Annotated in this window: 16 protein-coding genes; 8 read left to right on the top strand and 8 right to left on the bottom strand. The window is 69.3% G+C overall.

Going from position 1 to position 19,362, the window contains the following annotated elements:
* Window positions 1-8: 8 nt before the first annotated feature.
* Window positions 9-1,844, bottom strand: a complete 1,836-nt coding sequence (locus ABD329_RS06065) for a rhamnogalacturonan lyase (RefSeq protein ID WP_246618840.1) — start codon at window positions 1,842-1,844, stop codon at window positions 9-11.
* Between the two features lie 210 nt (window positions 1,845-2,054).
* Between ABD329_RS06065 and glgP the strand changes: the two genes are divergently transcribed.
* Both glgP and ABD329_RS06055 read left to right on the top strand, forming a co-directional pair.
* Entirely contained in the window at window positions 2,055-4,760 is a 2,706-nt protein-coding gene (gene glgP / locus ABD329_RS06060) for an alpha-glucan family phosphorylase (RefSeq protein ID WP_344316065.1), read from the top strand.
* Between the two features lie 166 nt (window positions 4,761-4,926).
* Window positions 4,927-6,024: a hypothetical protein gene (locus ABD329_RS06055; RefSeq protein ID WP_344316064.1), complete on the top strand. Its 1,098-nt coding sequence runs from the start codon at window positions 4,927-4,929 to the stop codon at window positions 6,022-6,024.
* A gap of 211 nt (window positions 6,025-6,235) precedes the next feature.
* On the opposite strand, the gene ABD329_RS06050 is transcribed toward ABD329_RS06055, so the two are convergent.
* Window positions 6,236-6,466 (bottom strand): hypothetical protein, encoded by a 231-nt coding sequence (locus ABD329_RS06050; protein WP_344316062.1) that lies wholly within the window; start codon window positions 6,464-6,466, stop codon window positions 6,236-6,238.
* A 204-nt stretch (window positions 6,467-6,670) separates the two neighbouring features.
* On the opposite strand from ABD329_RS06050, the gene ABD329_RS06045 reads away from it, so the two are divergent.
* The 3 genes from ABD329_RS06045 (at window position 6,671) to ABD329_RS06035 (ending at window position 8,333) form a co-directional block, all read left to right on the top strand.
* The gene (locus ABD329_RS06045; RefSeq protein WP_344316097.1) at window positions 6,671-7,522 is read left to right on the top strand and encodes a helix-turn-helix domain-containing protein; all 852 of its coding nucleotides are present in this window, start codon (window positions 6,671-6,673) and stop codon (window positions 7,520-7,522) included.
* Window positions 7,500-7,736: a DUF397 domain-containing protein gene (locus ABD329_RS06040; protein WP_344316061.1), complete on the top strand. Its 237-nt coding sequence runs from the start codon at window positions 7,500-7,502 to the stop codon at window positions 7,734-7,736. Before ABD329_RS06045 ends, ABD329_RS06040 begins: the two co-directional genes overlap by 23 nt.
* An 81-nt stretch (window positions 7,737-7,817) precedes the next feature.
* Complete coding sequence (locus ABD329_RS06035; RefSeq protein WP_344316060.1) at window positions 7,818-8,333, top strand: DUF6879 family protein; 516 nt, start codon at window positions 7,818-7,820, stop codon at window positions 8,331-8,333.
* A 76-nt stretch (window positions 8,334-8,409) separates the two neighbouring features.
* Here the strand turns inward: ABD329_RS06035 and ABD329_RS06030 are convergent, their stop codons facing one another.
* Window positions 8,410-8,946 carry a DUF6879 family protein gene (locus ABD329_RS06030; protein ID WP_344316058.1) on the bottom strand — a complete coding sequence of 179 codons (537 nt, stop codon included), beginning with the start codon at window positions 8,944-8,946 and terminating at the stop codon, window positions 8,410-8,412.
* Window positions 8,947-9,119: 173 nt separating this feature from the next.
* On the opposite strand from ABD329_RS06030, the gene ABD329_RS06025 reads away from it, so the two are divergent.
* The 3 genes from ABD329_RS06025 (at window position 9,120) to ABD329_RS06015 (ending at window position 11,079) form a co-directional block, all read left to right on the top strand.
* Window positions 9,120-9,332, top strand: a complete 213-nt coding sequence (locus ABD329_RS06025) for a hypothetical protein (RefSeq protein WP_344316056.1) — start codon at window positions 9,120-9,122, stop codon at window positions 9,330-9,332.
* Between the two features lie 193 nt (window positions 9,333-9,525).
* The gene (locus tag ABD329_RS06020; RefSeq protein WP_344316054.1) at window positions 9,526-9,831 is read left to right on the top strand and encodes a hypothetical protein; all 306 of its coding nucleotides are present in this window, start codon (window positions 9,526-9,528) and stop codon (window positions 9,829-9,831) included.
* A 39-nt stretch (window positions 9,832-9,870) separates the two neighbouring features.
* Window positions 9,871-11,079, top strand: coding sequence for a phosphate ABC transporter substrate-binding protein (locus ABD329_RS06015; RefSeq protein ID WP_344316052.1), 1,209 nt, complete (start codon window positions 9,871-9,873; stop codon window positions 11,077-11,079).
* A 71-nt stretch (window positions 11,080-11,150) separates the two neighbouring features.
* On the opposite strand, the gene ABD329_RS06010 is transcribed toward ABD329_RS06015, so the two are convergent.
* The 5 genes from ABD329_RS06010 to ABD329_RS05990 form a co-directional block, all read right to left on the bottom strand.
* Window positions 11,151-12,821 (bottom strand): M4 family metallopeptidase, encoded by a 1,671-nt coding sequence (locus tag ABD329_RS06010; protein ID WP_344316051.1) that lies wholly within the window; start codon window positions 12,819-12,821, stop codon window positions 11,151-11,153.
* Window positions 12,822-12,966: 145 nt separating this feature from the next.
* Window positions 12,967-14,604, bottom strand: coding sequence for a M4 family metallopeptidase (locus ABD329_RS06005; RefSeq protein WP_344316095.1), 1,638 nt, complete (start codon window positions 14,602-14,604; stop codon window positions 12,967-12,969).
* A 326-nt stretch (window positions 14,605-14,930) separates the two neighbouring features.
* Window positions 14,931-17,171, bottom strand: coding sequence for a M4 family metallopeptidase (locus ABD329_RS06000; protein WP_344316093.1), 2,241 nt, complete (start codon window positions 17,169-17,171; stop codon window positions 14,931-14,933).
* A gap of 493 nt (window positions 17,172-17,664) precedes the next feature.
* Window positions 17,665-18,396: a dipeptidase PepE gene (gene pepE / locus ABD329_RS05995; protein ID WP_198282527.1), complete on the bottom strand. Its 732-nt coding sequence runs from the start codon at window positions 18,394-18,396 to the stop codon at window positions 17,665-17,667.
* 77 nt (window positions 18,397-18,473) lie between these two features.
* Window positions 18,474-19,286 (bottom strand): IclR family transcriptional regulator, encoded by an 813-nt coding sequence (locus tag ABD329_RS05990; protein ID WP_198281285.1) that lies wholly within the window; start codon window positions 19,284-19,286, stop codon window positions 18,474-18,476.
* Window positions 19,287-19,362 lie beyond the last annotated feature (76 nt).

Here is a 19,362-nt window from a genome sequence, read left to right as displayed (position 1 = left end):
GGGGGGTCTCACGGGGTGGTGATGGCCGGCCGCGGCGGGGTCGCCATCTTGTCGCCGATGAAGAAGCTGGGGTGCGGGGGCTGGTTGTAGGCGGTGTTCTGCCAGGCCAGCGCCTCGCGGTACTGCCGGTCGTGGAGCAGTGTGGTGATCTTCCGGTCGGTCTCGTACGGCGTGGAGTAGATCCGCAGCGCCTTGTTGTCGCTGGTCGGCCAGACCACCTCCTCGCGCCAGTCGCCGAGGATGTCGCCGGACAGCGACGGGGTGGCCTTGGTGCCGTTGTTGGAGTGCACCCCGGAGCCGGTGAGCAGCCGGGTGTCACCCGAGGTGCCGTACTTGTCGATGTGGGTGCCGTCCAGCAACTCGCGCACCGGATCGCCGTCCCACCAGGCCAGGAAGTTGATCGAGGAGGGCTTGCGGCCCTTGGCGCCGCCGCCCTCGTCGCGGATCTGGTCGTCCCGCGCGGACCACATCTCGGCGCCGTCGTTGCCCGCCCAGATGTCACCGGCCACGCCGCGCCCGTTGTCGCCGCCGGACGCGGTGGACCACAGCACCTGGCCGGTGCGCGCGTCGGCGAAGTACGAACCCGGTTTCGAGGAGTCCTCGTCGACCTTGAAGTACTCCAGGCCCGCCCGGGAGGGGTCGAGATCGCCGAGGTGGGCGGCGTCGCCGTGGCCGTTCTTATTCGTCCACAGCCCCGAGCCGTTGTCGTCCACGGCCATCGAGCCGTAGACGATCTCGTCCCTGCCGTCGCCGTCCACATCGCCGGTGGCCAGCGCGTGGTTGCCCTGGCCGTCGTAGCCCCTGCCGGTGTTGGTGGAGCTGTTGGTGTCGAACGTCCACTGCCGGGTGAGCTGGCCTCCGCTGAACCTCCAGGCGGAGATCACGGTGCGGGTGTAGTAGCCGCGCGCCTCGATCAGCGAGGGGGTGGAGCCGTTGAGATACGCCGTCCCGGCCAGGAAGCGGTCCACGCGGTTGCCGTAGGAGTCGCCCCAGGAGGAGACGGTGCCGCGCGGCGGGACGTAGTCCACCGTGCTCATCGCGGCGCCCGTACGGCCGTTGAACATCGTCAGATATTCGGGTCCGCTGAGCACATAGCCGCTGGAGTTGCGGTAGTCGGCGGACGCGCTGCCGATCGTCTTACCGGCGCCGTCGACCGTGCCGTCCGCGGTCTTCATCGCGATCTCGGCCTGGCCGTCGCCGTCGTAGTCATACACCTGGAACTGGGTGTAGTGGGCGCCGGAGCGGATGTTGCGGCCCAGGTCGATCCGCCACAGCCGCTGCCCCTGGAGGGTGTAGCCGTCGACGACGGTGTTGCCGGTGACGCCCGACTGGGAGTTGTCCTTGGCGTTGGTCGGCTGCCACTTCAGGACGAAGTCCAGGTCGCCGTCGCCGTCGAGGTCGCCCACCGAGGCGTCATTCGCCTCATAGGTGTAGCCCGAGCCGCCCGCCGGGGGTGAGATCGGCACATCGTAGTACCCCGGGCGGAACTGGATCGCGCTCGGCGAGGCGGGCTGCTCCGCCCCGCCCACAATGGCCCGCACGGTGTAGTCCGCGCTGTTCGGGGCGTCCTTGTGGAGGTAGTTCGTGGTGGTGATGGGGGAGGAGTTGACCTTGACGCCACCCCGGTAGAGGTTGAACGTCACGTCATTCGGATCGGTGGCCAGCCAGCGCCAGCTGACCAGGTTGTCATTGCCGGTGTGCACGCTCACCAGCCCCCGGTCCAGCTTCTCGAGCTGGGCCGCGGCGGCCGCCTTCGGCGTGGGCCCCTTGCCCTCGGCGGCCTCCGAGACGCTCACCAGCGAGGTGACGGTCAGCGCGCCCGCCGCGCAGGCGGCGGCCAGCATCCGGCCCCGGCGCGGGGTGGATCTGGGCGGATGAGCGGGGGGCGGAGTGTGCGAACTGTCCCGAGAGCGCACGTGGTCCTCCAAGGCATGGGGGGAAGGTGTGACCCCTAGTCGCCCCCTTGGCCTGAAAGGTTGCCGCCTTCGGGCCGACTTCTCGGGAGCGGGGCGAAACAGTCGAAACAGGGACTCGTCGGCCGCTACCGTCAAAGGGTGAAGGCCATTCGTCGATTCAGCGTGCGCCCCGTCCTTCCGGAGCCCCTGCGACCGCTCAACCGGCTGGCGCGCAATCTGCGCTGGTCCTGGCACCCCGAGACCCGCGAGCTCTTCGAGTCCGTGGACCCCGAGGGATGGCGGGAGTCGGGCGGCGACCCGGTACGGCTGCTGGGCGCCGTGCCCCTCTCCCGGCTCGCGGACCTCGCCGAGGACCGCTCCTTCCTGCGGCGTCTCACGGCGGCCGCGGATGATCTGCACGACTATCTGACCGGACCCCGGTGGTATCAGGGCCGGGCCGCCGCCGAGGACAGAGCCGGGCCGATCCCGGTCGAGTCCGTACCCACAGCGTCCTCGGGCGCGCCCGTGCCGTCAGACGCGTCCGTACCCACCGTGTCCCCAGGCGCGCCCGTACCCTCCGTCCCACCCGCCCCCTCCGGACTCCCCACCGCCATCGCCTACTTCTCGCCGGAATTCGGGATCACCGCCGCCCTGCCCCAGTACTCCGGCGGCCTCGGCATCCTCGCCGGTGACCACCTCAAGGCCGCCAGCGACCTCGGCGTCCCCCTGATGGGCGTCGGCCTGCTCTACCGCCACGGCTACTTCCGGCAGTCGCTCTCCCGCGACGGCTGGCAGCAGGAGCACTATCCCGTCCTGGACCCCGACGAGCTCCCGCTCACCCAGCTGTGCGAGGCGGACGGCCGGCCCGTCCGGATCCCGCTCACCCTGCCCGGCGGCCGTCCGCTCCACGCCCGCGTCTGGCAGGCCCAGGTGGGCAGGGTGCCACTGCTGCTGCTCGACTCCGACGTGGAGGAGAACGGCCACGGCGAGCGCGAGGTCACCGACCGGCTCTACGGCGGCGGCAGCGAGCACCGGCTGCTCCAGGAGATGCTGCTGGGCATCGGCGGCGTCCGCGCCCTGCGCGCGTACTGCCGGCTCACCGGCCACCCCGAACCCGAGGTGTTCCACACCAACGAGGGCCACGCCGGATTCCAGGGCCTGGAGCGCATCCGCGAACTGATCGCCGACGGGGCCGACTTCGACACCGCCCATGAGGCGGTGCGGGCCGGGACCGTCTTCACCACCCACACCCCCGTGCCCGCCGGCATCGACCGCTTCGACCGCGAGCTGGTCGCCCGCCACTTCGGCGACGACGCCGAGCTGCCCGGGATCGAGGTCGAGCGGATCCTCGCGCTCGGCATGGAGACCTACCCCGGCGGCGAGCCCAACCTCTTCAACATGGCCGTCATGGGCCTGCGGCTGGCCCAGCGCGCCAACGGGGTGTCCACCCTGCACGGCCGCGTCAGCCGGGAGATGTTCGCCGGGCTCTGGCCGGGCTTCGACCCTGAGGAGGTGCCCATCACCTCCGTCACCAACGGGGTGCACGCGCCCACCTGGACGGCCCCCGAGGTCACCCGGCTCGGCGCCCGCCAGTTCGGCCACCTGCCCGACGCCGAGCTGTGGGAGCTGCGCCGCACCCTGCGCAAGCGGCTGGTCGCCGAGGTCCGGCAGCGGCTGTACGCCTCCTGGCGGCAGCGCGGCGCGGGCACCGCCGAGCTCGGCTGGATCGACGGGGTGCTCGACCCCGACGTCCTCACCATCGGCTTCGCCCGCCGCGTCCCCTCCTACAAGCGGCTCACCCTGATGCTGCGCGACCAGGACCGGCTGATGGAGCTGCTGCTCCACCCCGAGCGGCCGGTCCAGATCGTGGTCGCGGGCAAGGCCCACCCGGCCGACGACGGCGGCAAGCGCCTGGTCCAGGAACTCGTCCGCTTCGCCGACGACCCCCGGGTCCGCCACCGCCTGGTCTTCCTGCCCGACTACGGCATGGGCATGGCCCAGAACCTCTACCCCGGCTGCGACGTCTGGCTCAACAACCCGCTGCGCCCGCTGGAGGCATGCGGCACCAGCGGTATGAAGGCGGCCCTGAACGGCTGTCTCAACCTCTCCGTCCTCGACGGCTGGTGGGACGAGTGGTACGAGCCGGACTTCGGCTGGGCCATCCCCACCGCCGACGGCGACGCCATCGACGAGACCCGCCGCGACGACCTGGAGGCCGCCGCCCTCTACGACCTGCTGGAGCAGCGGGTCGCCCCGCGCTTCTACGACCGCGGCCTGGACGGCCACCCCGGCCGCTGGATCGCCATGGTCCGCCGCACCCTCACCACCCTCGGCCCCAAGGTGCTCGCGGGCCGCATGGTCCGCGAATACGTCGAGCGCCTCTACGCCCCCGCCGCCCGCTCCCACCGGGCCCTGAACCTCGACGCGGCCGCCGAACTGGCCACCTGGAAGTCCCGAATCCGCGCCGCCTGGCCGGACGTCGCGGTCGACCACGTCGAGGCCCACCTCACCCCACCCGCCCCGGGCGGCGCCGCCGAACTCGGCTCGACCCTCTCCCTCCGCGTCCGGGTGCGCCTCGGTGCGCTGGACCCGGCGGACGTCGAAGTCCAGGCCGTGGCGGGCCGCGTGGACGACACCGACCACATCACCGACGCCACCCACGTCCCCCTCAAACCCACAGCGGGCCCCGACCTGGAAGGCAGCCGCCTCTACGAAGCCCCCCTGGCCCTGAACCGCACCGGCCCCTTCGGCTACACCATCCGCATCCTCCCCACCCACCCCCTCCTCTCCCACCCCGCCGAACCGGGCCTCATCGCCATGCCCTCGGAGACCGCGTCCGAGGCGGCGGGAGTCCTGATGCGCTGAGCCTCCGGCGGCTGGTGGACTCGTCGATCTCGCCGTGTGGCGCAGGCCGGGGCGGCCGCCGGTGATGCGGACCTGCGGGAATGAACCCGATCTCCGGGAACCCACGCGCCCGGCATGACATCTTGGCTGCCGTCACCACGTAGCCGCACGGAGGTCGGATCAGGTCATGGCGCACGAGGGAACCCAGTCGACCAACCGGGTGGCCGAAGGCATCGGCGACAACCCCACCGAGCAGCCGGGCGGCGGCATCGGTGGGGCGCTCCGGTCGTCGCTCGGCGTCGTCAGACGCTACCGTGGCGCGCTGTACGGCTTCACCCTCCGCGTGTCCGTCCTGACAGCCGTGCTCGGCTGCGCGATCGTGGCCGGCGGGTTCGCGGCGGCCTGGGACACCTTCGAGGGCGTCCGGGACTACGCGGACCGCAACATCGCCAACGAGGACTCCTATGTGGCCTACGCCGACGGTGGCCTGCCCCCGTTGGTGCGGGTCGGTTTTGTGGTGTCGCTGCTGTTGCTCGTGCTGGGACTCCTCGTCGTCTCCGTCCTGCACACCGCGTACGCCATCGGCGACTCCCACGCCACGCGCGACGGCGGGCCGCTGACCACCCGCGAGCTGTGGCGGCGCACCCGCCGGCGCTTCCCCGCCGCGCTCGCGGTCAACGCGCTGACCGGGCTGGCCGTGGGCGCCGTGGTGATGGCGGGCCTGGTGCTGTTCAGCCTCGTGGACGGCAACAAGGTGCCCGGCGTGGAGACCACGCCACTGGGCGAAACCGCGTCCTGGCAGTACACGCTGGTGGGGTGGGTGCTGCCGATCGCCATCTGGTGTCTCGGCCCGCTGCTGTACTCCCGCCTGTCGCTGGCCACCGCCGAGACGGTGCTGGAACGCCGTTCCCCGTTCGTGGCGCTGTACCGCTCCTGGGTGCTGACCCGCCGCGCACGACGGCGCACCCTCGGCCTGGGCACGCTGGTCACCGCGGCCGCCGTGCTCGTCTTCTGGCTGGCCCGGTACGCGGCCGCTCCCGTCGCCCATTTCGCCGGACTCGGCATGCTGTGGCTCAGCGACGACAATGTGTGGATCACTGGCGTGCTGGTGATGATCCTGCCCACAGCCGTGGCCCTTCTCCTCCTGCCCCCGGTGGTCATGCCACTGGTGTGCGCGGTGTTCGCCCGTCTCCACGGCGACCTGCGCGCTCGTGAGGACGCGGAGCGGGGCGCCGGGGCGGTGGGTGCTTCGGCGGCCAGCCGCCCAACCGGCAGGGCCAGTTGACCACAGGGCCCGCTTCCTGGCGGGAGAACCGGCGTGGGGATGGTCCAGCGCAACACCAAAGCGTGTCGGCCTGACGTCCTGGCCGCCCAGCCTACTGACCGGCGCCTCGATCGAAGACCTGGTCGAACGCGCCGTTCAGATGTCAGGACGGCTGGCACTACACCCTTCCCACAGACCGGTCGGCCACCGGAGGCAATGAACCCGGCGAACGCTAGGCGGCCAGGTCGGGACCGAGCGAGGCGACGGTGGCCGGGGCGAGCCATACGAGCTGTGCGGTGACCTCGTCCCGGGAGAACCACGCCGCCACCCGCTCGGGCGAGGCGAGGACCAACCGCTGCCCTGACCCAACCACTTCGGTACGGCCGTCCTCGTAGGCCATGCCCCATGCCGCGATCTCCACGTCTGATTCTCCGGTGTCCTCGTACGGGTGGATACGGGCCACGGCGAAGAGGCGGGGTGCGGTGGCGAGGACGAGGGCGCGGAGTTCTGTGCCGAGGTCGAAGGGCTCCGAGGCGGGTTGGTCGGGGTGGCCTGGATCACAGCGTAGAGCGAAAGGTCGAATTACTTCTACGGTGTATCGAGAAGTCTCTAACCTTGACTTCGTTCCAGTGACCCTTGCACCACCTGTGCGATCGTGGAGGACCGCATGCCGCCAAGGACAACTCCGACCGCACGTCAGCTACGCCTCGGAGTTGAGCTGCGCAAGCTCCGCGAGCGCGCGGGGCTCAACACCCGGGAGGCCGCTGAGCTGATCGGGGCCAACCCGGCCCGCATCAGCAACATCGAGACTGGACGCTTCGGCCTCAGCGAGCGCAGCATCCGCACCTTGGCCGGGAACTACACATGCGGTGACGAGGCCCTGATCGCCGCGCTCATCGCCATGACCGGCAAACGGAAGCGGGGCTGGTGGGAGGAGTACCGGGAGCTGCTATCTCCCGGACAGCTCGACCTGGCCGAGTTGGAACACCATGCGGCGGCACTGTTGCTGGCTACTGTGCTCCACATCCCCGGCTTGCTTCAGACCGTCGATCACGCCCGTGCGGTCTTCGCCGAAGGGGTGCCCGCGCTCCCACCGCCCGATGTGGAAGACCGCGTCTCGTACCGCATCAAGCGACAACGCATCCTCTATGGCGAAAGTCCCACCCCGTGCAAGGCGGTGATCCACGAGGCCGCCCTCCGTATGCCCTTCGGCGGGCCACAAACGTCCCGAGCGCAGCTCAAGCACTTGATTGACATGAGCGAACGGGATCACATCACTATCCGGGTGGTTCCGTTCCGTAACGGCACGTTTGCCGGGTCCGGGCAGTCGATCAACTACTTCTCCGGCCCCGTACCCCAACTCGACACGATCCTGTTGGAACAGGCGCACGGCTCCCTCCTGCTCGACGCGGAAGCCCAGTTGCAGAAGTATCGGTTGGTGATCGGCAAGATGGAGGCCATCGCTCTGGAGCCGGACGAGTCTCGCGACTTCATCCATGGCCTCATCCAGGAACTATGACAAGGAGCAGCACATGGACCCGGCGTCATGGCGGCAGTCCTCCTACTGCCAGGAATCGGCCTCGTGCGTCAACGTCGCCGCAGGTGAGCGCGACTCGATAATGCTCCGCGAGAGCGAGCACCCCGAGGTCGTACTTTCGACCACTCGGGCGCGCCTGAGAACCTTCATATGCGCCGCCAAGGCCGGTCGGTTCGACCATGTCGCCGGACCCTGACGAGGCTGTGCGGCGGGGCGCGCCGCAATGCACGATCGGCTGGCGTATCCCTTAGCGACGACTCCGAGAGGTTCACGATCGATGGCTACAGCGGTACGTCAGGCATTGATCAACGCGCGGCGTTCAGCGGTTCACCTGGAAATGCGTGATATCTACACGCCCGGCGACCCTGACTTCGCCGACTGGTGCGCCGGGGTGCGCTTCGACCCCGCAGAGCGGTGGCGGAGCTGGTTCGACCTCGTGGTGTCGACAGTTTCACGCGGTGTTCGGATGCGGCGTGCCCGGATCATTTCCGAGCCCGTCAGTGAATACATCAAATTCGAGTACGACGTGACCGGGCGCCACAATGTCGCCGCAGGGGAGGAGGTGCGGTGGCTGCCCAGAAGGCGGGCGGCTGACTTGGCGCTTCCGGGAGCGGACTTCTGGCTGATCGACGAACAGGTTGTGATCTTCAACCACTTCGACGGCGATGGGAACTGGAACCCGGCCACGGATATGGAGGTTCGGCACGAGTCCGACACGGCTAGGCTGGCCGGTTCCGCGTTCGAATCCGTTTGGGAGCGTGCCTTGCCCCACTCCCAGTACTGGCCACTGTGAACCGTCGTGGTGGCAGCGCAGGTCCGTTCACGCAGCCGCGCACCGAGAGCGATACGACCGGCCTGAAAATCAGTGCTCATGCGGACGACGGTACCTGTGCCTCGAACTCCCTCGTGGGCATGGCGTAATGCCATGCAGCGTCACGGACCTGGCACGCGCGAACCACTGATTCGGCGTCTTCCAGGACGTGCACGCCCAACGTCGTTCCCTCGCCGTCGATGACGAACTTGACGACGGAGCGGGAATCGAATAGCCAGAAGTCATAGTCCGGCAGGCCGATACGCTCCGCATCCGACCGGAAGAGGTTCCGGATGTCCTCTCCGGCCTCGACGTTGCCCAGCCCGGAGGCGAGCAAGAACCGTTGCCCCTCTGTGGGAGGCTGATCCACCAGGCGCACCCGCTCGAAGCGCTTGCCCTGCATCGTCTGTTCGCGGACGTTGAGGTGCCAGGAGTTCTCCGGGTTGTAGCCGAAGGTCTCACCCCGCTGGAAGCGCGGCCAGTTGGGGCTGGCGAGGTCGGAGGCGTACCCCCGCTGCGTCTCCAGCCGCCAGGCGGTGTGCACGAAGTCTTCGAAGAAATGTGTGATGTCTTCGAACGGAACGAGGTCGGGCACGCTTTCTCCTCCCCGGAGAAGACCTGGGGGCAACATCGAGCAATTACGTGAGTAGACATTACTGAACTCGTAGTCCCCGTGTCAGAGGTCGCGTTGTCCGGTTGCGTGCTGTCCGTCGCTGAACGTGGCTTATAGGCTTGGGGGTTGGCTGTCCGCCCGTTTCAGGAGGTGTCGTGCGAGGCCAGAAGATGTACTGCTACACCTGTGGAACAGACGAGATGCACCGTCGTCTCTCTGCCGCCGAGAAAGCTTGGCTCAAGAACCGGACGGGGCGGAAGACGGTCGAGGAGTTCTTCATGTGCAAGGCGCCCGGTTGCCGCAATCTGCGCACTGGTTTCCAGAAGCGTCCCTTCGACCGTCCCATCCGCATGCCGGACGACCTCTGATCGCGCATGGGGCAGCAGCGCCGTGCGGCAGATGCGTTTGCTGCACGGTGGCGTCGTGCCGCCCGCGCCCCTGCGAAGGTCGTGGTTGAACGCGGGACGAACATTGGATGAGAGCTGGGCCACCTCGGCCACATGTGCGTTCGTGGAGCGTACATTCGCCCCCCTGAAGCCATTGCATGCACGGGGGGCAACCATGAAGTGGCTGGAGCAGTTGACTGCGCCCGAGAATCTGCTGGCGCTGCTCGGTGTCGTCGTGACGGTCGGCGGGCTCTCGTATGAGCGGCTGATTCCCGGGCGGAAGCGTATCGGCTATCGCGTGCAGATGGACACGTTGATAGACGACAGCACCCAGGGCGGGCCGATTCATCAGCGGTTGCGGATGCTGGAGAACACTCCGGATCTGGCCGGGGCCTCGCTCGTACTGTTGCGGATCGAGAATGATGGGTTTCGGAGCATTGACGCCGACGACTACATCACGGCGCCGGCGACGAATCACTGAGGGCTCACCGCGACCTTTCCCAATCGCACCGTGCGGGATGTGGCGGTCACCGAGCCCAGCCATCCGGATCTGCTGCGGCATCTGCCGCAGCGCGGGACGCCGGAGAATCCCGGGCTGGTCTGTGCGGGCAATGAGATCTCGCTGCCCCGGGTGCCGCTGAACAAGGGCGATCACTTCAAGCTGCTGGTGCTGCTGACGGGTGCCGGGACCGATAAGCCGCCGCATGTGGGCGGGCGGATCAAAGAGGGCAGGATCCGGAACAACGAGAAGTTCCGGCGGCCGAGCAACCGGATGCTCGGGCTGATCGGCAGTCTGCTGGCGATGCTGATCCTCCAGTCGTTCGGGATGCGGGTGTGGCGGGACGATCCGCTCCCGCGCGGCTGCGCCGAGGGGGATCTGACGATCGTCGGCTCGACCGCGTTCAAGCCGGTGGCGCAGGACGCGGGCACGGCGTATCAGGGCGACTGCCGGGATGCCCGTGTCACCGTGGAGGCGCAGGGCAGCGGGCGCGGTACGAAGACGCTGATCGACGTCGGGGAGGCGGCGAAGGGCGGATTCCCGTCGTATCTCGCCTTTTCCGACGGGCCGGAGGGGGACGGGGACCCCAGGCTCAAGGAGCATCTGGTGGCGCTGTCCGTGTTCAGCGTGGTGGTGAACAAGGACGTACGGATGACCGATCTCTCGCTCGACGAGCTCCGCAGGCTCTATTCGGGCCGGATCACCAACTGGAACCAGCTGCCCGGCGGGCCCGATCTGCCGGTGCGGCTGGTGAGCCGGGACGCGAAATCCGGGACGCGCGGGGTGTTCGAGAGCCGGGTGCTGGAGCGTAACGAGATTTCGCGGACGTCCGACAACTGCCGGACCCCGAAATTCACCGGAGACACCGTCGTCCGCTGTGAACTCGACAGCACCGGCGAGGTGTTGAAGACGGTGGCGAACACCCCTGGCGCCATCGGCTACGCCGAATTGCACTCCGCCGAGGAGAGCGCCCAGAAAGGGGATCTCCATCTGGTGGCGCTCGACAACCGCAAGCCCTCCATCGACGCGGTGCGGGAGCGGATCTACCCCTTCTGGGAGCCGGAGTACGCGTACACCTACACCGCGCCGCCCGCGAACTCCCTGACCTCGAAGTTCCTCGACTATCTGGCCGGGGACACCGGGCGGAACCTCATCGAGAAGCATGGCCATCTGCCCTGCGCCGCCGCGGAGAACCAGCGGGCGTGTCAGCTGGCGACCGGCGGGCGGTAAGCGGGCGGTAGGAGACAGCGGGGCAACCGGTCGGCCGGGGTGGGTACCGAAGCCCGGCCGACCGGCGGGGGTCACTTAACGTTCACGCCGCCCCAGGCGTTGTCGACCGCCTTGTACTCGGCGCTGCTCGCGCCGTAAAGCGCCTTCGCGGCCTTGAGGGTCGCGGTGCGGGCCTTGGCGTAGTTGGTGGTCGAGGTCATGTACGTGGTCAGGGCCTTGTACCAGATCTTCTCGGCCTTGGCGCGGCCGATGCCCTTGACGGTGCGGCCGTCCTTGGTCGGGCTGTCGTAGGTCACCCCGCCGATGACCTTGCGGCCACTGCCCTCGGCCAGCAGATAGAAGAAGTGGTTGGCGATGCCGGAGGTGAAGTGCGGGTCGTCGTTGCCCACACCGCTCTTCCAGTAGTCGTAGGACAGGCCGTCCTTGCTGGGCTTGTCCATGTAGCGCAGCGGGGTGCCGTCGCCATTGATGTCGATCTTCTCGCCGATGAGGTAGTCACCGGGGTCCTTGGCGTTCTTGGCGTACCACTCCACGGCGGTGCCGAAGATGTCGGAGGTGGCCTCGTTGAGCCCGCCGGACTCGCCGCTGTACTCGAGGTTGGCGGTGGCCGAGGTGAGCCCGTGGCTCATCTCGTGGCCGGCGACGTCGAGCGAGGTCAGCGGCTTCTTGTTGCCCGCGCCGTCCCCGTAGGTCATGCAGAAGCAGTCGTCGTCCCAGAAGGCGTTCTCGTACGCGTCGCCGTAGTGGACGCGGGAGTACGCGGCCTTGCCGTTGCCCTTGATGCCGTTCCGGCCGAGGACCTTCTTGTAGTAGTCCCAGGTCATCGCGGCGCCGTAGTGGACGTCCACGGCGGCGGTCTGCGCGATGGTGGGCTTGCCGTTGCCCCAGACGTTGTCGGCGTCGTAGAACGCCGACCCCTTCTTGGTTTCTTCCCACGCGTGCTTGAGGTTGTACGTCTGGTGGCCGCCGCGCGCGGTGTCCTTCAGCAGCCACTGGCTGCCGCTCTTGACCGAGCCGACGGTGACCTTGCCGTTGTGCTGGCCGGTGCCGGTGCCGTTCTCGACGGCCTGGAACTCGTAGAGCTTCCTGCCGGAGTCGGCGTCGGTGATGACGTGCAGCTTGCTCGGCGTGCCGTCCTTCTGCACCCCGGTGACGACCGTCTCGTACGCGAGCGTGGGCTTGCCGGTGGCGGCCCAGATCACCTTGCGCGCGTCCTGGGCGCCCGCCTTCTTGTCGCCCGCGGCCCGCGCGGCCCCGAGCGCGGACCGCTCGGCGCCGGAGGGGGCGATGGCGGCGCTGGTGTCGCCGACCTCGATGTCGGCGTCGGTCGCCTTGTCGACACCCTGGGAGGCGCCGTTCGCGGACTCATGGACGATCAGGTCGCCGCCGAGGACCGGCAGTCCCGCGTAGGTGCGCTCGTAGCGGGTGTGGGTGGTGCCGTCGGCGTCCTTGACGACGTCCCTGACGACCAGCTTCTCCTTGGCCCCGAGCCGCAGCGACTTCGCGGTGGCGACAGCGGTGGAGCCCGCCTCCCGCAGCAGCTCGGCGCGGGCCGAGGGGGAGAGCGAGACGGTGGTGGCACCTGAAGCGGTGGCCGAGGAGGGGGCCGCGTTCGCGGATCCGGCGGTGGCGCCGGCGGCGAGCAGGGAGGCGGCCAGGGTCGCCGCTCCGGCGGCGAGGGCGGTACGCGAGCGTCTGAGACGGGATATGCCGGATATGGCTGACGTCGAACGTGAATCCACGCGTATCTCCAGTTGTGATGGGGAGTTGGGCGAAGCTTCCGCCCAACGCGACAAAGATGTCGCTTTGCCGTGGATAAAACATACCGGTGCCCGGGGCCTCAGGCCCCGGGCACCGGCAGAGTGTCGTGCGGTAACTCAGGTGGTTTTACTTGACGTTGACCCCGGCCCAGGCGGCGTCCACGCCCTTGGCCTCGGCGCTGTCGGCGCCGAAGAGGTCCGTGGCGGCCTTCTGGGTGGCCTCACGGGCGGCGTGGTAGTCGGTGTTGGAGGTCATGTACGTGGTCAGGGCCTTGTACCAGATCTTCTCGGCCTTGTCCCGCCCGATGCCCTCGACCTTGGAGCCGTCGGCGGTGGGGCTGTCGTACTTCACACCGTTGATCTCCTTCGCGCCGCTGCCCTCGGACAGCAGGTAGAAGAAGTGGTTGGCGACACCGGAGGAGTAGTGCACGTCCTGGTCGCCCACGCCGTCGGACCAGTTGTCCGCGGACTGGCCGTCCTTGCTCGGCTTGTCCATGTAGCGCAGCGGGGTGCCGTCGCCGTTGATGTCGATCGCCTCGCCGATGAGGTAGTCACCGACGTCGGTGGTGTTCTTGGCGTTGAACTCCACCGAGGTGCCGAAGATGTCGGAGGTGGCCTCGTTGAGACCGCCCGACTCGCCGCTGTACTCCAGGCCCGCGGTCTTGGAGGTGACGCCGTGGCTCATCTCGTGGCCCGCGACGTCGAGCGCGGTCAGCGGGGCCTTGTTGTCCTGGCCGTCGCCGTAGGTCATGCAGAAGCAGCTGTCGTCCCAGAAGGCGTTGACGTAGCTGTCGCCGTAGTGCACGCGGGAGTAGGCGCCCTTGCCGTCGCCCGCGATGCCGTCGCGGCCGTGCACGTTCTTGTAGTAGTCCCAGGTGGCGGCGGCGCCGTAGTGGGCGTCGACGGCGGCGGTCTGGGGGTCGTCCGGCTTGCCGGTGCCCCAGTTGTCGTCGTCGTCGGTGAAGGCCTTGCCCTCGCCGTCCTCCTTGTTCTCCAGGTTGGTGGTCTTGTGGCCGCCGCGGTCGGCGTCGGTCAGGGTGTAACCACTGCCTTCCTTGCTGGTGCCGAGCTCGACCTCGCCGCTGTACTCGCTGGCGCCCTTGCCGGTCTCGATGCCCTGGTACTCGTAGAGCTTCTTGCCGGTGGCGGCGTCGGTGATGACGTGCAGCTGGTTCGGGGTGCCGTCCTTCTGCACCCCGCCGACGACGGTCTCGTAGGCGAGCACGGGCTTGCCGTCGGCGGCCCAGATCACCTTGCGCGGGGCCTGGTCGGCCGCCGCCTTGGCGGTGTCGTCGGCCTTGGCCAGCTTGACGGCCGACTTCGCCGCGGCGCTCGGGGCGATCCCGGCCGTGGTGGAGGCGACCTTGACGGTGGCCTTGGTGGCCTTGGTGACGCTCTTCACGTCACCGCCCTTGGCGCGGTGGACGATCAGGTCGCCGCCGAGGACGGGCAGGCCGTCGTAGGTGCGGTCGTAGCGGGTGTGGGTGGTGCCGTCGGCGTCCTTGATGACGTCCTTGACGACCAGCTTCTCCTTGGCGCCGAGGCCGAGCGACGAGGCGGTGTCCGCCTTGGTCGCGTTGGCCTCGCGGAGCAGCTCGGCGCGGGCCGAGGCGGTGAGCGCCGCGGGCTGGGCGCCGGACGTGGCGTCGGCCGGGGCGGCGCCCGCGGTACCGGCGCTCAGTCCGGAGGCGAGCAGGGCCGCCGCGGCGACGGCGGTACCGGCCGCGATGGCCGAACGCCGCTTGCCGGAACCGGATATGGGCATGCTGAAGGTCTTGCGCACGCGATCTCCTCGTTGCTGTGGGGGGTCAGCGCCGGGCTGCGGGGAAGTGCGGCCCGGTGCTGAACAAGAGGTACTGATGCGTAATGCGTTGGGCAGACTGTCACACAAGTCCGGGACATGTCACGGGTTTCACGACAGGTCGAAGGGAAAATGTTCGTTGAATGCTGATCAACCTTCGGATTCCGGACGAGCGGACGTAAGAGTCTTGGACGGAAAGAGGCGCCGCCAGGGGGAGTCGGGTCGACCCCTGGCGGCGCCTGTCCTGGGTGGGCCTCACGGCCCGTCAGAACGTCAGAGCGTCAGAAACTTCAGAACGTCAGCTTCCAGCTGTTGATGTAGCCGGTGTCCTGGGCGTACATGTCCTGGACCCGCAGCTTCCAGGTGCCGACCGCGGTCTCGGAGGACGCGTTCACGGTGTACGTGGTCCGTACGTCGTCCGCCGAGTCGAAGAGGCTGGCATCCTTGAGCCGGTAGGCCGTACCGTCCGGGGCCACCAGGTCGATCACCAGGTCGCCGCGGTAGGAGTGCACGATGTCCACGCCCACCTGGAGGTTGCTGGGCGCGTTACCGGCCCGGCTCACCGAGATCGGCGAGGTGATCGGCTCACCCGCGTCCGGGATGGCGATGTCCGCGGTGTTCTCGAAGACATTGCCGCCGCTGACGCTGACCGTCCAGGTGAAGGACGCGGTACCGGTCTTGCCGGCCGAGTCGGTCACCGTGACGGTCACCGAGCTCGACCCTTCGGTGGTCGGGGTGCCGGAGATCAGACCGCTGGAGGAGTTGATGGCCAGGCCCGCGGGGAGCCCGCTCGCCGCGTAGCTCAGCGCGCCCGGGTTGGAGCTGGTCGCGGTGATCTGGAGGCTGGTGGCCTGGTTGACGATGCTGGTCTGGTCGCCGGGCGGGGTGACGGTGACGCCGTCCGCGATCCGGGTGCCGACGTTGACCCCGGCCCAGGCGTTGGCCACCGCGTTGTACTGCGCGCTGCCCTGGCCGAACAGCTCGCCCGCCGCCCACAGCGTGGCGTCGCGGGCGCCCGCGTAGTTGGTGTTGGAGGTCATCCGCTGGCTCAGGGCCTTGAACCAGATCTTCTCCGCGTTGTCCCGGCCGATGCCGGTGACCGGGAGGTTGTCGTACGTCGGGCTGTTGTAGCTCACGCCGTTGATGACCTTGGCGCCGCTGCCCTCGGAGAGCAGGTAGAAGAAGTGGTTGGCGATGCCGGACGAGTAGTGGACGTCCACATTGCCGACACCGGAGTACCAGCTGTCCTTGGAGGCCCCGTCCTTGCTGGGCTTGTCCATGTAGCGCAGCGGGGTGCCGTCGCCGTTGATGTCGATCTTCTCGCCGACGAGGTAGTCGCCGGGGTCGCTCGCGTTGTTGGCGTAGAACTCGACGGCGGCGGCGAAGATGTCGGAGGTGCCCTCGTTGAGCCCGCCGGACTCACCGCTGTAGGTGAGGTTGGCGGTGGCCGCGGTGACACCGTGGCTCATCTCGTGCGCGGCGACATCGATGGAGGTCAGCGGCTTGGCGTTGCCCGAGCCATCGCCGTAGGTCATGCAGAAGCAGGCGTCCTGCCAGAAGGCGTTGACATAGCCGCTGCTGTAGTGGACCCGGGAGTACGCGCCGACGCCGTCGCCCCGGATGCCGGTGCGGCCGTGCACGTTCTTGTAGTAGTCCCAGGTCTCGGCGGCGCCGTAGTGCGCGTCCACCCCGGCGGTCGCGGCGTCGGAGGTGGTGCCGTTGCCCCAGACGTCGTCGGCGTCGGTGAAGAGGGTGCCGGTGCCCGAGGTGGAGCGGTTGAGGTTGTACGTCTTGTGGTTGCCGCGGCCGGAGTCGGTGAGGTTGTACGAGCCCGAGCTGCCCGAGGTGCCGAGGGTCACCTGGCCGCTGTACTGGCTGTTCCCGGTGCCCTTCTTGACGCCCTGGAACTCGAACAGCTTCTTGCCGGTGGCCGCGTCGGTGATGACGTGCAGCTCGTTCGGGGTGCCGTCCTCCTGGAGGCCGCCGACGACTGTCTCGTACGCGAGAGTTGGCGTGCCCTTCGCGGCCCAGACCACCTTGCGGGGCGCCCGGTCGGCCGAGGTCTTACCGGAGCCCTGCGCGTTCGCCGCCTTCACGGCGGCCTTCTCGGCGGTGGCGGGCGTGACGGCGGCGCTGGTGGTCGGGACGGTCAGCCGGGCCTTGGTGGCCTTGGCGACGGTCAGCGGCGCGCCGCTCTTCGCCCGGTCGACGACCAAGTCGCCGCCGAGGACGGGGAGTCCGGCGTAGGTGCGCTCGTAGCGGGTGTGGGTGGTGCCGTCGGCGTCCTTGATGACGTCCTTGACGACCAGCTTCTCCTTGGCCCCGAGCTTGAGATCCCGGGCGGCATCGCCCTTGGTGGCATCGGCCTCGCGGATCAGCTTGGCGCGCTCGGCCGGGGACAGCTTGACGGGGAGGGCGCCGCGGTCGGGGGCGCCGGAGATCGTACGGGCGGCGGGGCGGTCGGCGGCGTTCGCGGCGGAGCCGTCCGGGCGGGCGGCGGCCGTGCCGCTCTGGAAGCCGACCCCGATCATCGCCGCCGCGACGACCAGCACACCGGTCGCGATCGTCCGGTTGCCCGGGGTGCGGCCGGATCTGCGGCTACTGGGTCTGAGGTGCCGTTGGGGGAGGGATCTCACGCTGACTCCTTCTGCGCTGGCCGCGCGGTGGCACGGCCGGGACGACCGGGCGGCTGGGTCGCCGTCCGGGCAGGGCAGGGCAGAACGCGTGCTGGTGTGGAGGGATTGGGTGGCTGTGGCGTCAGGCGCGGCTATGGGCTGGGGGAAGCGCTGCGCCTCGGCCGAGGGAAGAGTGCCACCAATGGACTCGACCTGTCAGGATCGCGACAAAAACTTGTCCGGAAAGTGTCCGTTGACAGGTGTGCCGTGTTCATATGACGGTGATTTACGGTCAATTTCGGTAAGGGGCGATGTCGGTGGCGTATCCCGGCATCACCCGCCATGTCCCACCCTCATCTCCCACCCCCGTGCCCCACCCCCCCGAACCCGGCGAACCCGATCCGCGCCGTCAGCGCGCGGCGGAGTCGAAGCGCGGCTCCTCGCGCAGCAGGGCGCTCAGCTCGGCGCCGGGGCGCAGTTCCGCCGGGGCCTCGCCGCGGCGGAAGAGGATGGCCCCGGCGTCGATGCCGCCCAGGGTCAGCCGGTCCGCGTTCCGGCGGAGCCAGGTGCCCTCGCGCAGGCCGACCACCGGGACGTCGTTCTCCTCGAGGAACTGCTCGAGCCGCTGGGCCCGGGTCTCGCCCATGTGGGCGGTGTCCGGCTTGGCGTCGAGGTAGTGCGGGTTGATCTGGAACGGCAGCAGGCCCAGCGCCTCGAAGGTGGGCGGCTGGACGATGGGCATGTCGTTGGTGGTGCGCAGGGTCGGGCAGGCCATGTTGGTGCCCGCGCTGGAGCCCATGTAGACCGCGCCCGCGGCCACCCGCTCCCGGATCGCCCGGACCAGATCGCGCTCGTGCAACGCCTTGAGCAGCCGGAAGCTGTTGCCGCCGCCGACGAACACCGCCCGCGCCCCGCGCACCAGCGCGGCCGGGTCGTCGGCGGTGTGCGCGCCGGTGACCTCCACGCCCAGCGGCTCCAGGGCCGAGGCCACCTGGGCGGTGTAGCCGTCGTGGTCGGCCAGCGCGTACGGCACGAAGACGAGCCGGCGCGCGCCGTCCAGCGCAGAGGCGATCTCCTCCCGCGCGTGTTCCAGATAGCCACGGCCGGGCGCGGCGGAGTTCGACAGCAGCAGCAACTGCATGAGGGGGCCTTTCCGGGACGGGTCACAGGGGGGAGGGCGGCGGGACGGCGGACGGCTGGGCGCCGACGCCGCGCCGTTCAGCGCCGCTCGCGGTGCGGGGCGCGCCGGGTCCGGGCGGGCGTCAGCGCCCGGCCCAGATCGGCGGCACCCTGGAGCAGCGGTGCCACCAGCTGCTCCCGGCGCGGGCGCAGCACCTCGGGGGTGGCGGCCAGGGTCAGGGTGCCCACCGGACGTCTGCCCACCAGAACCGGCGCAGCGAGCGCCGCGGTGTCCGGATCGTACTCGCCCTCGGAGTAGGCGTAGCCCTCGCGCCGCGCCTCGGCGAACCGCTCCTCGAGCCGCACCGGGTCGGTCAGGGTGTGCTCGCCGAAGCGCGCCATCGGACGGCCGTACAGCAGCACGGCCCGGTCACCGGGCGGGAGCATACCGAAGTAGGCGCGGGAGGTGGCCCCGGCGTGCGCCGGGTACAGCTCACCCGCCAGCACGTAGTAGCGCAGCGGTCCGGTCGCCCCGTCCACCGCCGCGACGCAGCGCATGTGCACCCCGTCCGGGACCGCGAACAGCGCGTTCACCCCGACCGCCCCGGCCAGCGACTCCAGGGTGGGCCGGGCCAGGCTGGCCATGCCGCCGCCCCGCTCCCACACCCAGGACAGATGCCACACCGCCGGGCCCAGCCGGTAGCGGCGTGAGCGCTTGTCGGAGACCAGGAAGCCCCGGTAGGCCAGCGCGGCCAGCAGCCGCTGGGCCACCGACTTGTCCAGCCCGAACTCCTCGGCGATCTCGGTGACGCCCCACTCCGGGCGCTCCCGGTCGAAGGACAGCAGCACATTCAGCACGCGGTCCGCGGTCTGGAGGGGTGGGGCGCCGGTTACGGGCGTCTGTTCGGCCATGACGAAAGGGTAAACATTCTCGGATATAGAGAAAACATTGCGCACTGCGCGACAGCGGGCGGACCCTGGCGGGGCC

Origin of the sequence: Streptomyces javensis, assembly GCF_039525925.1 — a bacterium.
Lineage (GTDB): Bacteria > Actinomycetota > Actinomycetes > Streptomycetales > Streptomycetaceae > Streptomyces > Streptomyces asiaticus.
The sequence above is the reverse complement of the archived record's forward strand: the minus strand, read 5'-3'. Positions and strand labels throughout refer to the sequence as shown.